15 protein-coding genes are annotated in these 14748 nt (G+C 68.9%); 13 read left to right on the plus strand and 2 right to left on the minus strand.

What is annotated here, in order from left to right; translation table 11 throughout:
- Window positions 1-26 precede the first annotated feature (26 nt).
- From BWI15_RS04940 to BWI15_RS04950, 3 genes are all read left to right on the plus strand, one after another.
- Window positions 27-1121, plus strand: coding sequence for a mandelate racemase/muconate lactonizing enzyme family protein (locus BWI15_RS04940; protein ID WP_077013084.1), 1095 nt, complete (start codon window positions 27-29; stop codon window positions 1119-1121).
- A 56-nt stretch (window positions 1122-1177) separates the two neighbouring features.
- A complete protein-coding gene (locus BWI15_RS04945) occupies window positions 1178-1363 on the plus strand; it encodes a tautomerase family protein (protein ID WP_077013085.1) in 186 nt (61 codons plus the stop codon).
- A 143-nt stretch (window positions 1364-1506) separates the two neighbouring features.
- Window positions 1507-2532 (plus strand): aspartate-semialdehyde dehydrogenase, encoded by a 1026-nt coding sequence (locus tag BWI15_RS04950; RefSeq protein WP_077013086.1) that lies wholly within the window; start codon window positions 1507-1509, stop codon window positions 2530-2532.
- Window positions 2533-2625: 93 nt separating this feature from the next.
- Here the strand turns inward: BWI15_RS04950 and BWI15_RS04955 are convergent, their stop codons facing one another.
- Window positions 2626-2835, minus strand: coding sequence for a hypothetical protein (locus BWI15_RS04955; RefSeq protein ID WP_077013087.1), 210 nt, complete (start codon window positions 2833-2835; stop codon window positions 2626-2628).
- Window positions 2836-2975: 140 nt separating this feature from the next.
- On the opposite strand from BWI15_RS04955, the gene BWI15_RS04960 reads away from it, so the two are divergent.
- The 5 genes from BWI15_RS04960 to BWI15_RS04980 all read left to right on the plus strand — a co-directional run bounded on the left by BWI15_RS04960 (window position 2976) and on the right by BWI15_RS04980 (window position 8655).
- Complete coding sequence (locus BWI15_RS04960) at window positions 2976-3233, plus strand: helix-turn-helix domain-containing protein (RefSeq protein WP_168197263.1); 258 nt, start codon at window positions 2976-2978, stop codon at window positions 3231-3233.
- Window positions 3234-3354: 121 nt separating this feature from the next.
- On the plus strand, window positions 3355-5190 hold the full coding sequence (locus BWI15_RS04965; protein ID WP_077013089.1) for an AMP-dependent synthetase/ligase: 1836 nt from the start codon (window positions 3355-3357) through the stop codon (window positions 5188-5190).
- A 544-nt stretch (window positions 5191-5734) separates the two neighbouring features.
- Window positions 5735-7795, plus strand: coding sequence for a transglycosylase domain-containing protein (locus tag BWI15_RS04970; RefSeq protein WP_237771130.1), 2061 nt, complete (start codon window positions 5735-5737; stop codon window positions 7793-7795).
- Between the two features lie 42 nt (window positions 7796-7837).
- Window positions 7838-8218, plus strand: coding sequence for a hypothetical protein (locus BWI15_RS04975; protein ID WP_077013091.1), 381 nt, complete (start codon window positions 7838-7840; stop codon window positions 8216-8218).
- A complete protein-coding gene (locus tag BWI15_RS04980; protein ID WP_077013092.1) occupies window positions 8215-8655 on the plus strand; it encodes a MarR family winged helix-turn-helix transcriptional regulator in 441 nt (146 codons plus the stop codon). Before BWI15_RS04975 ends, BWI15_RS04980 begins: the two co-directional genes overlap by 4 nt.
- Window positions 8656-8658: 3 nt before the next feature.
- On the opposite strand, the gene BWI15_RS04985 is transcribed toward BWI15_RS04980, so the two are convergent.
- On the minus strand, window positions 8659-9507 hold the full coding sequence (locus BWI15_RS04985) for a PHP domain-containing protein (protein ID WP_077013093.1): 849 nt from the start codon (window positions 9505-9507) through the stop codon (window positions 8659-8661).
- A 56-nt stretch (window positions 9508-9563) separates the two neighbouring features.
- On the opposite strand from BWI15_RS04985, the gene BWI15_RS04990 reads away from it, so the two are divergent.
- The 5 genes from BWI15_RS04990 to BWI15_RS05010 all read left to right on the plus strand — a co-directional run bounded on the left by BWI15_RS04990 (window position 9564) and on the right by BWI15_RS05010 (window position 14747).
- Window positions 9564-10361 (plus strand): ABC transporter ATP-binding protein, encoded by a 798-nt coding sequence (locus BWI15_RS04990; RefSeq protein ID WP_077013094.1) that lies wholly within the window; start codon window positions 9564-9566, stop codon window positions 10359-10361.
- Between the two features lie 8 nt (window positions 10362-10369).
- Complete coding sequence (locus BWI15_RS04995; protein ID WP_077013095.1) at window positions 10370-11131, plus strand: ABC transporter permease; 762 nt, start codon at window positions 10370-10372, stop codon at window positions 11129-11131.
- 14 nt (window positions 11132-11145) lie between these two features.
- The gene (locus BWI15_RS05000; RefSeq protein WP_077013096.1) at window positions 11146-11946 is read left to right on the plus strand and encodes a MerR family transcriptional regulator; all 801 of its coding nucleotides are present in this window, start codon (window positions 11146-11148) and stop codon (window positions 11944-11946) included.
- A gap of 38 nt (window positions 11947-11984) precedes the next feature.
- Entirely contained in the window at window positions 11985-13190 is a 1206-nt protein-coding gene (hemW, locus tag BWI15_RS05005) for a radical SAM family heme chaperone HemW (protein WP_077013272.1), read from the plus strand.
- Between the two features lie 228 nt (window positions 13191-13418).
- Complete coding sequence (locus tag BWI15_RS05010; RefSeq protein ID WP_077013097.1) at window positions 13419-14747, plus strand: ABC transporter substrate-binding protein; 1329 nt, start codon at window positions 13419-13421, stop codon at window positions 14745-14747.
- Window position 14748 lies beyond the last annotated feature (1 nt).

Raw genomic sequence — 14748 nt, forward strand, 5'->3', positions numbered from 1 at the left:
CACCTCACCACCGAACGGGAGTTCCCATGTCCTTGGACCGCCATTTCGTCACCGCCGTCGAGAGATCGACGATCACCAGCCAGTACCCGCGGACCGTCGGCCGCAACGCGCGGCTGGGCAGTCACGGCAGCGGTGGCGACGCGGAAATCGTGATTCTGCGGACCGACACCGGCAAGGCCGGCTGGGGGCTCGTCGCCGGGGCCCTGCCCGCCGAGGACCAGGTCGTCGGGCGGTCCGTGCTCGACCTGATCGACCCGGCGACCGGCGTACGGGACGAGGCGCTGGTTGGGCTGGACTTCGCGCTGCACGATCTCGTCGGGCAGATCGAGGACCAGCCGGTGTACGCGATCCTGGGCGCGCGGGGGCAGCGGACGATCAGCTGCTACGACGGCGCGATCTACTTCGCCGACCTTGACCCGGACGACGACCCGCGCGGCGTACCGGCGGTGCTGGCCGACTGCGCGGCCGACGACGCGGCCGGGTACCGCGCGTTCAAGCTGAAGATCGGCCGCGGCAACCGCTGGATGGAACGCGCCGCGGGGGATGCCAGGGACATCGAGGTCACGCGCGCCGTCCGGGAGGCCTACCCCGACCACCGCATCCTGGTCGACGCCAACGACGGCTACGACTGCGACGGCTTCATCGCGTACCTGGAGGCTGTCGCCGATGTCGGCCTGTACTGGGTGGAGGAGCCGTTCCTCGACGACGCGGCCGATCTCGCCCGGCTCCGTGCGCATCTCAGCGACACCGGGTCGACGACACTGATCGCCGAGGGCGAAAGCAATCCCGAACTCGACACCCTGCTCAAGATCACCGGAAACGGTGACATCGACGTCCTGCTGATGGACGTCGTGTCCTTCGGACTGACCAGCTGGCGAGCGGTGATGCCGAAAGTCGCCGAGCTGGGGGCTCATGCCTCCCCGCACGCCTGGGGCCTGCCACTCAAGACCCTGTACGCCGCGCAGCTGGCGGCCGGGCTCGGCCGGGTGAACACGGTCGAAGGAGTTCCCGGCCAGACGGTCGGGGCCGACACCAGTGCCTACCTGTGGCGCGACGGAGAACTCACCGTGCCCGATCGCCCGGGATTCGGAATCCCGCTCGAGGAGCTCACTGGCCGGTGACCCGGCCGGCCCTTCGGATAACGTTTCCCGTCACCCAACGAACGGAGTCGCCCAGAATGCCCAACATCACCGTCGAACTGCTGTCCGGCCGCACCCTCGACCAGCGCCGCGAGTTCGTCGCCGCCGTCACCGACTCGGCGGTCTCCATCCTCGGCGCCAAGCGCGAGGCGGTCCGCATCGTGTTCACCGAGATCGAGAAGTCCGACGTCGCCAACGGCGGCGTCCTGGTCTCCGACTCCTGATCCCGGGCAGCCGCCCTGAGCCCGGCTGCCCCCGGCGGCCCGGGGTCCCCTCCCGCCCAGGGGACCCGGGCCGTTTCTTCTTGTCCTGGGCCGGATGCTGGAATTGAGGCACCGCCGCACCGGCCGCCAACTACGCTCGCCCCATGCGAGTAGGCGTATTCGGTGCGACAGGTCAGGTCGGCGGCGTGATGCGGGAGCTGCTGGTCGAGCGCAACTTCCCCATCGACGAGATCCGGTACTTCGCGTCCGCGCGGTCCGCGGGCACGCTGCTGCCGTACGGCGACACGAAGGTCACCGTCGAGGACTCCGCCACGGCGGACTTCGCCGGGCTCGACCTCGCGCTGTTCTCCAACGGCAAGACGGCCTCGAAGGAGCTCGCCCCGAAGGTTGCCGCGGCGGGGGCGATCGTCGTCGACAACTCGTCGGGCTGGCGGATGGACCCCGACGTACCGCTGGTGGTGGCCGAGGTGAACCCCGGCGACCTGGACCACCTGCCCAAGGGCATCGTCGCCAACCCGAACTGCACGACGATGGCCGCGATGCCCGTGCTCGCGCCGTTGCACGGCGAGGCACGGCTGACCCGGCTCGTGGTTTCCACCTATCAGGCTGTCTCGGGTTCCGGCGGCGCCGGCGTACGGGAGCTGGCCGATCAGACCGCGGGACTGGTCGACGGTGCCGATCGGCTGGCCCGCGGCGCTGACGGCATCACGCTGCCGGAGCCTGCGATCTATGCCGGGCCGATCGCGTTCAACGTGCTGCCGCTGGCCGGCTCGATTGTTGCCGACGGCTCCGGGGAGACCGACGAGGAACAGAAGCTCCGCAACGAGAGCCGCAAGATCCTGCACATCCCGGACCTTCCGGTGGCCGGCACCTGCGTGCGCGTCCCGGTCTTCACCGGGCACTCGCTGAGCATCCACGCCGAGTTCGCCGAGCCGATCACGCCCGAGCGCGCGACCGAGCTGCTCGCCGCGGCTCCCGGCGTCGAGCTCGCCGACCTCCCGAACCCGCTGGCCGCCGCCGGGCACGACCCGTCGTACGTGGGGCGCATCCGGCAGGACCAGTCGGTCCCCGATGGACGCGGGCTCGTGCTCTTCGTCTCCAACGACAACCTCCGCAAGGGTGCCGCGCTCAACGCCGTACAGATCGCGGAGCTGCTGCAGAAGCGCTGATGTCATCACGAGCGGCAGCCCCGCCCCCGTCGTACGGCGGGGGCGGGGCTGTTTGCACCGGGCAATGCACGTGCATGGACCGCCCGGTGCGGTCTAGGCGGGGCTTTCCCGGCCGTCGTCGTCGGAGCGGAGCTGGGTCAGGCGCTCCACGAAAGCGCGGTCGTGGGTGAACAGGCGGGTCGTCGTACCCTCGAGCAGCGGGGCGTCCCACAGCACCTGGACCTCGGTGCCGAACACCGCCGCGACCGTGCCGCGGCCGTAGTCGCTGGAGCTCACCCGCTGTCCTTCGACGATCTCCGCCATCAGCTCCCCGTCGGATTTTCTGACCTAACGACCGGAAAACTAACACAGTGCCCTAACTTGAACCGGTGTGCTCGATTACCTTGCGTGTTGCTCGGAATTAGGGTATGACGCCAGGCTCTCACTCATGCAGACTGCGGACCGTGAAGCCGGAGGAGCTGGACGCCCTGATCGCGGGCAACGTGCGGGCCGCTCGCGCCCGGCTCCGGTTGCGCCAGGAGGACCTCGCCGACGAGATCGGCTGGTCCCGTCCCACGGTGTCCTCGCTCGAGGCCGGCACGCGCCGAATCACCGTGGCCGACGCGGTCGCGCTCTGTTCGGCGCTGAAGCTCACGCTGCCGGAGCTGCTGCGAGGAGCACCCTCCGAGGTCTTCGAAGCACTGGGAGTCACGCCCGCCTGATCGTTGTGCACCCGGCGTTGCGGAAACGTGATCGAGATGGTGCGGGCGGGCAGGCGAGCGCCATGGTCACCGTGCGCCGGAGCTATTACTCTCCGGTTTACCTGACCCATGGGAGGCCAGAATGAAGCCCGTTGCCGACGGACCGCAGCTCGCGCTGCTCAGCTCCCGCAAGGAGCACCTCGCTCAGATGTTCTTCGACCGGGTGGCCGCCACGCCCAACCGGGAGGCGTTCCGGCACCCTGTCGACGACGGCTGGGCCTCCGTCACCTGGCAGCAGACCGACGAGCTGGTACGCCGGCGCGGCGCGGGACTGATCGCGCTGGGCGTCGAGCCCGAGCAGCGCGTCGCCGTCGCCGCGAACACCCGGGTCGAGTGGGTCCAGTGCTACCTGGCCGCCGTCGTCGCCGCAGCCGCGACCACCACGATCTACCCGACCACGATGGCCGGCGACGTCGCGTACATCGTCGCCGACGCCGAGGTCCAGGTCGTGTTCGCCGAGGACGCCAGCCAGGTCGACAAACTGCGTGACCACAAGGCCGACATTCCGTCGGTCCGCAAGATCGTCCTGATCGACGGCGAACCGGACCCGCAGGACGGCGACTGGGTGATCAGCCTGGCCACGCTGGACGAGCTCGGCGCCCGGCACCTCGCCGACCACCCGTCGGCGATCGACGAGCGGGTCGCGCAGATCAAGCCCGAGCACCTGTGCACGCTGGTCTACACCTCCGGCACCACCGGGCGCCCCAAGGGTGTTCGGCTGCCGCACTCGGTGTGGACGTACGAAGGCGCCGCCGTGGAAGGGATCCGGGTGCTGAGCCCGGACGACCTGCAGTACCTGTGGCTGCCGCTGTCGCACGTCTTCGGGCAGGTGCTGCTCGCCGTACAGTTCCAGATCGGCTTCGCCACCGCGATCGACGGGCGGGTCGACAAGATCGTCGAGAACGCCGCCGTCGTCCAGCCGACGTTCATGGCCGCCGCGCCGCGCGTCTTCGAGAAGGCGCACGGGCGGATCGTCACGATGATGGAGGCCGAGGGCGGCGCGAAGCTCAAGCTGTTCCACTGGGCCTTCGGGGTCGGCGCCGAGGTCTCCAAGCTGCGGCAGCAGGGCAAGGAGCCGAGCGGCATCCTGGCGGCGAAGTACACGCTGGCCGACAAGCTGGTGCTGTCGAAGATCCGCGCCCGGTTCGGTGGCCGGATCCGGTTCTTCGTGTCCGGGTCGGCGGCGCTCGACAAGCGGCTGGCCGAGTGGTTCCACGCCGCCGGACTGCTGATCCTCGAAGGCTACGGCCTGTCCGAAACCGCGGCCGGCTCGACGCTGAACCGGCTCGACAACTACCGCCTCGGCAGCGTCGGACCGGTCTTCCCGGCGGCGGAGTTCAAGATCGCCGAGGACGGCGAGATCCTGATCAAGGGTCCCGGCGTGATGAGCGGCTACCACAACCTGCCCGACCAGACCGCCGAGGTGATCGACTCCGAGGGCTGGTTCCACACCGGCGACATCGGGCACTTCGAGGACGAGTTCCTCTACATCACCGACCGCAAGAAGGACCTGTTCAAGACCTCCGGCGGCAAGTACGTCGCGCCGCAGGTGATCGAGGGCCGGTTCAAGATGATCTGCCCGTACGCCAGCCAGTTCCTGGTCCACGGCAGCCAGCGCAACTTCGTCACCGCGCTGGTCACCCTCGACCCCGACGCCATCGCCGGCTGGGCCGAGGCGAACGGATTGGGTGGCAAGTCGTACGCGGAGATCGTGACCTCGGATGCGGCGCACAAGATGATTCAGGGGTACGTCGACGAGTTGAACGCCGGGCTGAACCGGTGGGAGACGGTCAAGAAGTTCACGATTCTGGACCGGGATCTCACGGTCGAGGGTGGCGAGATGACGCCGAGCTTGAAGCTCAAGCGCAAGCATGTGGAGACGCAGTACGGGGATCTGCTGGACAAGATGTACGACTAGTACGGCGGGTTTTGGGTGGAGGGGTGGGTCCCCCACGCGGGGACCCTCCGCTCGCTGGCGCTCGCTGCGGTGCCCCGCTCCCGCCCGCCCTCGTCTGAGGTGTGCGGGCTGCCGCCCGCCGAGTGCGCGTGCTGGCGCCCGCTTCGAGTGCGCGCTGCCGCGCCGTCGGCGTACTGTCGCACGCTTCATTCGAGAACGGGTCGGCGAGGGGGAGTGCGCTCGGGGTGCGTGCGGGGGTTCACCGAGGACGGATCGACAGCCGAGCCGCGGAGACGTCGTAGTCGCAGAACCTGCAGGTCCTCAACCACGCGTCGTCCTCAGCCCGGGCGCTCGCCTCAACCCCTCGATCCCACACACCATTGACCAACCGCCCGCGCAAATTGTCCCCGCCTGGACCCCCACGCACCACCCCAAGCGTGGCGAGCTTGCCCAAGGCAACCGACTTCCTCACAGCTTGCTCACGATCTTCATCACACCCCGCGATCGGCCGTAACCTGGAAGCGTGGACGCAACCGGCAGGGGCGGTCGCAACCTCGTTGGGGCCGTGAACAGGTTCATCGGTCTGAGCGTGCTGTCTGGTGCGCTCGCGGCCGGGCTGGTGATTCCTTTCACCGGGCTGGTCGATCTCGGGACGCGGAAGATGGCGGAGACGGTCGAGAGTCTGCCGCAGGAGCTGAAGACCGAGCCGTTGCAGGTTCGGAGCCGGATTCTCGCCGCGGACGGCACCGTGATCGCCACGTTGTTCGAGCAGAACCGGGTTCCGGTTCCGCTGAGCCGGATCAGTGTGGTGATGCGGCGGGCGATCGTGGCGATCGAGGACTCGCGGTTCTACGAGCACGGTGCGCTCGACGCGAAGGGCACGATGCGGGCGCTGATCCGGAACCAGACCGAGGGGTCGGTGCAGCAGGGTGGGTCGAGCATCACCCAGCAGTACGTGAAGATGAGCCTGGTGGAGAAGGCGCGGACCGCGGAGGAGCGGGCGGCGGCGACGGCGGTGACGTATCAGCGCAAGCTGACCGAGCTGCGGTACGCGATCGCGCTGGAGAAGGAGCTGTCCAAGGATCAGATCCTGGAGCGGTACCTGAATCTGGCGAACTTCGGCGACGGCACGTACGGCGTACAGGCTGCGGCCCAGCATTACTTCGGCACGACCGCCGCCAAGCTGAACCTGCCGCAGGCGGCGCTGCTGGCCGGGCTGGTGAAGAACCCGACCGGCTACGACCCGACGAACAACGCGAAGCGGGCCAAGGATCGCCGCGACCTGGTGCTGCGCCGGATGCAGGAACTCGGGCTGATCAGCGCGAAGCAGGCCAACGACGCGATCCGGACGCCGGTGTTCAACCCGAAGAAGATGCAGAAGATCCCGAACGGCTGTGCCGGGTCCCGCTACCCGTTCTACTGCGCGTACGTCGTGTCGAAGCTGCTGCAGAATCCGGCGCTGGGCCCGACCGCGAAGCACCGGGAGCACTACCTGAAGACCGGCGGGCTGTCGGTGACGACGTCGCTGGATCCCAGGATCCAGGCGGCCGCGCAGGCGTCGATCAACGAGCACACCAAGCCCCGCGACAGCGCCGTCGCCGCGATCACCGTGATCGAGCCGGGCACGGGGGTGGTCAAGGCGATGGTGCAGAGCAAGCCGTACGGCAACGGCAAGAACCAGACGGCGTACAACTACAACGTCGAGAAGTCGTATCCCGGCGGGTACGGCGGCTTCCAGAACGGTTCGACGATGAAGGCGTTCACGATCGCGGCGGCGATCGAGAGGGGCCTGCCGCTCGACTACCGGATCAACTCGCCGGAGCAGATCGACCTCAGCAACAAGCCGTTCCGGACCTGCAAGGGGTGGACCAAGGCCCCGGACTACAAGCCGCGCAACTCGACCACGAGCGGCAACCTGACCATGGTCGAGGCCGCCAAGGCGTCGACGAACACCTACTTCCTCCAACTGTCCCAGCGGACCGGGCTGTGTGCGCCGGCCACCATCGCGGCCAAGCTGGGCATGTACAACGCCCAGGCGCTCGGGCCGCTCGACCAGGTGGTGTCGTTCACCCTCGGCGTCGGCTACGTGACGCCGCTGATGCTGTCGAACGCGTACGCGACCTTCGCTGCTCGCGGCAAGTACTGCACCCCGGTCCTGGTCACCGCGATCCAGGACAAGTCCCGCAAGCCGATCAGCACTCCGGGGCCTTCCTGCCGGCAGGCGATCTCGCCGGAGGTGGCTGACGGTGTGAACCGGGTGCTGAGCGCCGTGATGGAGCCCGGTGGCACCGGTGGCCGGCTCAACTTCGGCAGCTGGGACCTGGCCGGCAAGACCGGAACGATCCAGGACAACGAGGCGGTCTGGTACGCCGGCTACGCGCCGAACCTGGCCGCGGCGTCCGTGGTGGCCGACGCGAACCTGCCGTACACGAACCTGATGTACGGCCACACCCTCGACGGCCGCGACATCGCCGACCCGACCGGGTCCGGTACGGCGGGGCCGCTGTGGAAGACCACGATGCAGCGGGCGCTGCCCGGCCTGCCGCTGCTTCGCTTCACGGCGCCACCGGCCAAGATGCTGGGCGGGCAGGACAAGCCCCCGGCCGACGTCAGCGTGGAGCGCTAGACCCGGCTGGAAAAATCTATGCGATTCGCATACATTGTCCATATGTCGCACGCCCTCGAAGCAGCCGTCGTCACCTGGCACGAGGCGGTCAACGCCGGAGACCTCGACCGCAGCGTCGCCGCCGTCACCGATCCAGTCGTTGTCCTGGGTCCGAAAGGCGCTGGCCCACTGACGCCGGCCGAGTTCGCCGACTGGGTGCAGCGCTCCGGCATCACGCTGACGCCGCGCTCGTGGCATCCGATCAGCGACCGGCTGATGGTTGTCGAGCAAGACGCCAGCTGGCCGGAGAGCCAAGGCCCTACCAGGGTCGCCACGGTCTTCCGGGCGACCGAGGACAAGGTCTCCGCGTCGCTGCGTCTCCCGGATCTGCACTCCGCGCTGGAGCTCGCCTACATCTGCCGAGAACTGGCCGCGACCGAATGACCGCGGAACCCGGACCGGGGCAGACCCTCTTCCAATTCGTCCGTCACTGGTCGCGGCGCTGGAACGGCGACGACGAGGTGTCCGAGCAAGGCCGCCTCGTGCTCGTCACCGAAGCCGTTCGAGCCGTCAGCGCGCGCGAGGCCGCGACGATCAACGCCATCGCGCGAGAGATCGCCATCGATCAGAGTGGCGCTTCCCGGCTGGTGAAGAGCGCTGTCGCCGCGGGCTACCTCGAGCTGACGACCTCACCCACCGATGCCCGCCGGCGCGAGGTCGCGGTCACCACAGCCGGTGATCGCATGCTGAAGGACGCGCATCGGTGGCAGGAGAAGGTCTTCGACGACCTGACCGCACACTGGTCGCCCCGGCAGCGCGACGACTTCCAGCGGTCGATGCTGGATCTGGTCGAGCGGTCGCACGCCCGGATGGACAGCTGAGCCCTAGCCAACGCCGAGCACACGAGCAGGTGGCACCCGGCGAGTCAGCCACGGCTCGGTCGGTGAGCTTCCAGGAACGAAGCCGGCAGCGCTCGCCACCTGTGCCGCATCGGCGAGGCCGGTGGCGAGGGCTTCGGGAAGGTGGGCGTCGCTGCCGAAGGTGAGCAGCTGGCCGCCCACCTCGCGCCACCAGCCGAGGATGGTTGGATCCAGCGGCAGCCGGGTGTTGAACTCCAGCGCCCGTTCACCGTCGGCCAACGCCCGCAGCGCGGCCCGGAGCTCCTCCTCGAAGTCGCGAGGATCGAACGGCCCTGGCCACGACCGCACGGGATAGTCGATGTGGCCGAAGACGGTGAAAGCGTCGGAACCGGCGACCATCCGGGGGATCTCGGCGAGGTACTCCCGGAACACCTCGTCGGCCGCACGCCGCGGGAACAACTCCCACGGCTCGGCCATCGAGTCCCCGTCCGGCAGGCAGTGCAGCGACCCGATCACCCGATCGAAGGTGCCCTGGGCAAGTAGTTCGGCGACCTCCGCAGCGTGGAGGTGCGGCTGGCCGACCTCCATCCCGGTGAGGATCCGCAGTTGCGGGTACGCCGCGCGGCAGCGATCGACGCATTCCAGATAGCCGGCGACATCGAGCACCGGCGCCCGGAGGATCCCGTCGGTCACCAGGTCGGGGAACCTCGGTGCCAGGAAGCCGGCGCGGAACGGCGTGAAGTCGACGTGCTCGGTGAAGGCGACCGCGGGCAGGCCGAGCTCGACGGCTCGGGCGCAGGTCGCGTCCATCGCGCCGCGGTCGGCGTCCCAGGACCACTCGCTGTGCACATGGCCGTCCGCCGGCAGCTCCATGTCTCCATTGTGGCGGGCTTGACCCTGACGCAACGTCAACCCTCCACCCTGAGGTCATGCACAGCACACAACAGAGAACAACCGATCCGGCGATCCGGATCCAGGGCCTGGAGAAGTCGTACGGCGAGCTCGCGGTTCTGCGCGGCGTGGACCTCGAGGTGGAGCGCGGCAGCGTGTTCGCCCTGCTCGGTTCGAACGGCGCGGGCAAGACCACCGTCGTACGGATCCTGGCCACGCTGCTCAAGGCCGACGGGGGCACGGCCGTCGTCAACGGCTTCGACGTCGCGACGCAACCGTCGAACGTGCGGGAGTCGTTCAGCCTCACCGGTCAGTTCGCCGCGGTCGACGAGATCCTCAGCGGGCGGGAGAACCTGGTGCTGGTCGCGAAGCTGCGCCACCTTCCGGACCCGGGCGCGATCGCGGACGGCCTGCTGGAGCGTTTCTCGCTGACCGGCGCGGGCGCGCGCAAGGTGTCGGCGTACTCGGGTGGCATGCGCCGGCGGCTGGACATCGCGATGAGCCTGATCGGGGATCCGCCGGTGATCTTCCTGGACGAGCCGACGACCGGGCTCGACCCCGAGGCCCGCGTCGAGGTGTGGGAGACCGTGCGTGGCCTGGCCGGTCGCGGTACGACGGTGTTGCTCACCACGCAGTACCTCGAGGAGGCCGAGCAGCTCGCCGACCGGATCGCGATCCTGCACCAGGGCCGGATCATCGTGAACGGCACCCTGGCCGAGCTCAAGCAGCTGCTGCCGCCCGCCGAGGTCGAGTACGTCGAGAAACAGCCGTCGCTCGAGGACGTCTTCTTCGCGGTCGTCGGCGATGCCAACCACGACCGCCAGAGCAGGAGCTGAGGACCGCCATGGCCACGTACTTCTTCGCCGACACCGCTGCCCTCACCGGGCGGACGCTGCGGCATGTCACCCGCAGCCTGGACACCGTGCTGACGACCGCGATCCTGCCGATCGTGATGATGCTGATGTTCGTCTACGTGTTCGGCGGCGCGATCGACACCGGTCAGGGCCGGTACGTCGACTACCTGCTGCCCGGCATTCTGCTGATCACGATCGGCTCGGGCGTCTCCTACACCGCGTTCCGGCTGTTCATGGACCTGAAGAGCGGCATCTTCGAGCGCTTTCAGTCGATGCCGATCGCCCGGTCCGGCGTGTTGTGGGCGCACGTGCTGACCTCGCTCGTCGCGAACCTGATCTCGCTGGTGGTCGTCGTCGGCGTCGCCGTGCTGATGGGCTTCCGCTCGGGCGCCGGCGTGCTGTCATGGCTCGGCATCCTGGGCATGCTGGTCCTGTTCATCCTCGCGCTGACCTGGATCGCGGTGATCGTGGGACTGTCGGCGTCCTCGGTCGACGGGGTGGGCGTGTTCTCGTACCCGCTGATCTTCCTGCCGTTCGTGAGCTCGGCGTTCGTGCCCACGCAGACCATGCCGGGACCGCTGCGCTGGTTCGCGGAGAACCAGCCGGTGACGTCGATCGTCAACACGATCCGGAGCCTGTTCGCCGAGCAGCCGGCCGGCGGCGACAGCTGGACCGCGCTGGTGTGGTCCGCCGGCATCGTGGTGATCGCGTACGGCGGGGCGATGGTCGCCTACCGCCGCAAGATCGCCTGAGGCAGGCTGATCCCATGCTCACCATCAGCCGGCTGGCGGCGTACGCGGGGGTGACGGTCCGGGCGGTCCGTCACTACCACCAGATCGGGTTGCTGCCCGAGCCGGAGCGCGATCACTCCGGCTACCGGTCGTACGACGCAGCCGCGGTGGTGCGGCTGATCCGGATCCACACCCTCGCCGAGGCGGGCGTGCCGTTGGCCCGCGTGCAGGAGCTGCTGGACGCCGGCCCGGAGGCGTTCGCCGGCGGCGTCGCGGAGATCGACCGCGAACTGCGCGCCGAGATCCGGCGGCTGCAGGACAACCGCCGGCGGATCGCGCGGCTCGCCGCGGGGGAGCAGCTGGCCCTGCCGCAGAGCGTCGTGGACTATCTCGACCGGCTGCGCGGCCTGGGGGTCGACGAGCGCTACATCGCACTGGAGCGGGACGCCTGGATCATGGTCGCGGCGCAGGCGCCGGACCTCGTCGACCACGTCATCGCGCAGAAGCACCGCGACCTGGACGATCCCGACATGGTGCGGCTCTACGAGTTGCTGAGTGAGGTGTTCGACTGGCGGACCGACGATCCGCGGGTGGTCGAGATCGCCGACCTCGTGGAGCGGCGGATGATTCGTGCGGTCGAGGCCGGCGAGCTGGGTGACGGCGTCGACAACCCGTTCGTCGACCTGCTGGACGCCACCATGCTCGAGTCCTCGCCGATCGCGCAGCGGATCGTGGCGATCCTGGAAGAGCGCGGCTGGCAGGGCTGGACCAGCATCAAGCGCGTGCCCGCCGACCGGGTCGGCGCACTCACCGACGGGTCCATGACCCGAAGGTAGGCAGCCGGCGTTGCGACTGGGTCCGTAGCATGGAGGACGTGCCATCGACATTGCCCGAGGGAGAGGTCGCGCCCCGGGACGGGTCGCTGCCGGATGCCGCCGTCGCCGAGGCCGCGCACCGGCCGTTCGGCTTCTACCTGCACGTCCCGTTCTGCGCGTCCCGCTGCGGTTACTGCGACTTCAACACCTACACCGCCAAGGAGCTCGGCGGCGGCGCCTCGCAGGCGTCGTACGCCGAGACAGCGGTGCAGGAGGTCCGGCTCGCGCGGCGGGTGCTGCCCGGCCTGGACCGGCCGGTCGAGACGGTGTTCTTCGGCGGCGGTACGCCGACCCTGTTGCCGGCCAGGGATCTGGGTGCGATGCTCAAGGCCGTTCGCGACGAGTTCGGGCTCGCGCCCGGCGCCGAGGTGACGACCGAAGCCAACCCCGAGTCCGTCGACCAGCGGTACCTGGAGGAACTGCTCGAGGCCGGCTTCACCCGGGTCAGCTTCGGCATGCAGAGCGCCGCCTCCCACGTACTGCGCATCCTCGACCGGCAGCACACACCCGGCCGGGCCTTGGACGCCGTCAAGGAGGCGACCGCGGCCGGCTTCCGGCACGTCAACCTCGACCTCATCTACGGGACGCCGGGGGAGACGCTGGACGACTGGCGTGCCTCGCTGGAGTCGGCGCTATCCGCCGAGCCGGACCATGTCAGCGCCTACGCCCTGATCGTCGAAGACGGCACCCAGCTCGCCCGCCGGGTCCGCCGGGGCGAGCTGCCGATGCCGGACGACGACGACCTCGCCGACAAGTACGTGCTCGCCGACGACCTGCTGACCAGCGCGGGACTCACCTGGTACGAGGTGTCGAACTGGGCCAAGGCCGACGACGCCCGCTGCCGGCACAACGAGCTGTACTGGCGCGGCGACACCTGGTGGGGCATCGGCCCCGGCGCGCACAGCCACGTCGGAGGAGTCCGCTGGTGGAATGTCAAACACCCCAGCGCGTACGCCGAACGGATCGCCGCGGCCGAAAGCCCGGCGTACGCGCGGGAGATCCTGGACGAGGAGACCCGGCGCGTCGAGCGCGTGCTGCTCGAGATCCGGCTCCGGGCCGGCCTTCCGGTCGACGTACTGGATGCCGAGGGGCGGGCCGCGGTGCCGAAGCTGGCCGGTCTGGTCGAGCAGTCCGACGAGCGCCTGGTGCTCACTCGGCGTGGTCGGCTCCTGGCCGACGCGGTGGTCCGCGACCTGCTGCCCTGAGGTCCGGGTAAGTCCGGACAAGTCAGCAAACTCCCAGGTAATACAGCATACGGTCATCGGCGCGGCGCTGACCGTGATCAAGTGGTCAGGTATGTACTGACGAAGGTGGCCCGGTATCTCAGCGTGACGATGTGGTCCTTGACACATCCGGTGGGAACGCTCGAAACTCAGGTCACTTTCCGAAAGGGGAGCGCTCTCAACCCGTCCGAATCACAGGGAGCAACTCACATGCGGCCCAAGGCCCGCCTCCGCCCCCGCACCACCGTCGCCGTGCTCGCCTGCAGCCTCGCCTTGCTGGTCAGCTCCTGTGGCGGCAGCGACGAGCCCGACGCCGCGGCCGGCGACGCTGCCGACGGGCCCCGGGTCGAACTGACCATCGCGACGTTCAACGAGTTCGGCTACAGCGACCTCTACCGCGAGTACGAGGCCGCGCACCCGAACGTCAAGATCACCGAACGCCGCGCCGCCACCGTCGACGAGCACATCAAGAACCTGGAGACCAACCTCGCGTCGGGGTCCGGGATGGCCGACATCGAGGCGATGGAGGTCAGCTGGATCTACAAGTACCTGGCCAAGGCGGACAAGTTCGTCGATCTGCGCAAGTACGGCGCCGATGAGCTGTCGTCACGCTGGCTGGACTGGAAGGTCGCCGGCGCCACCGCTCCGGACGGCAAGATCATCGGCTACGGCACCGACATCGGGCCGGAGGCGATCTGCTACCGGCGCGACCTGTTCGCCAAGGCCGGACTGCCGACCGACCGGGCCGAGGTCGCCAAGCTCTTCCCCGACTGGGCGTCGTACTTCTCCTACGGGCGGCGGTTCAAGGCCAAGGTGCCGAACTCGGCCTGGTACGACTCGGCGGTGCTGACCTGGGAAGCGATGCGCAACCAGCTGATCGAGGCCTACTACTCCAACGAGGACCGCTACCTCGGCGACGAGAACGAGCTGCTGGTCAGGACCTGGAACCAGATCGTCGCGGGCAGCCAGGACGGGTTGTCGGCCAAGCTGCCGGCCTGGAGCGACGCCTGGACGAGGGCGTTCCGCTCGGACGCGTTCGCGACGATGGCCTGCCCCGGGTGGCTGCTCGGCGTGATCCAGGACAACGCGGGGTCGTTCGGCAAGGGCAAGTGGGACGTCGCCGACGTGTTTCCCGGCGGTGGCGGGAACTGGGGCGGCTCGTACCTGACCGTGCCGACGCAGTCGACCCAGCAGGAGGAGGCCGCCAAGCTGGCCGCCTGGCTGACGGCGCCGGAGCAGCAGATCAAGGTGTTCAAGAAGGTCGGCTCGTTCCCGTCCACCGTCGACGCCTACGACGCCGAGCAGGTGAAGTCCCAGGTGAACGAGTACTTCAACAACGCGCCGGTCGGGCAGATCTTCATCAACCGGGCCAACAACGTGATCCTCAAGCAGCACAAGGGTCCGCGCGACGGTGAGATCAACCAGGTCTTCACCGACGCGCTCGAACGGGTGGACCAGGGCAAACAGTCCCCGCAGGCGGCGTGGAAGCAGGCGCTCCGCGACGCCGAGAAGGCGGCCAACACCAGAGTGGGCAACTGAG

It is taken from the genome of Kribbella sp. ALI-6-A, assembly GCF_001984195.1.
Taxonomy (GTDB): Bacteria; Actinomycetota; Actinomycetes; order Propionibacteriales; family Kribbellaceae; genus Kribbella.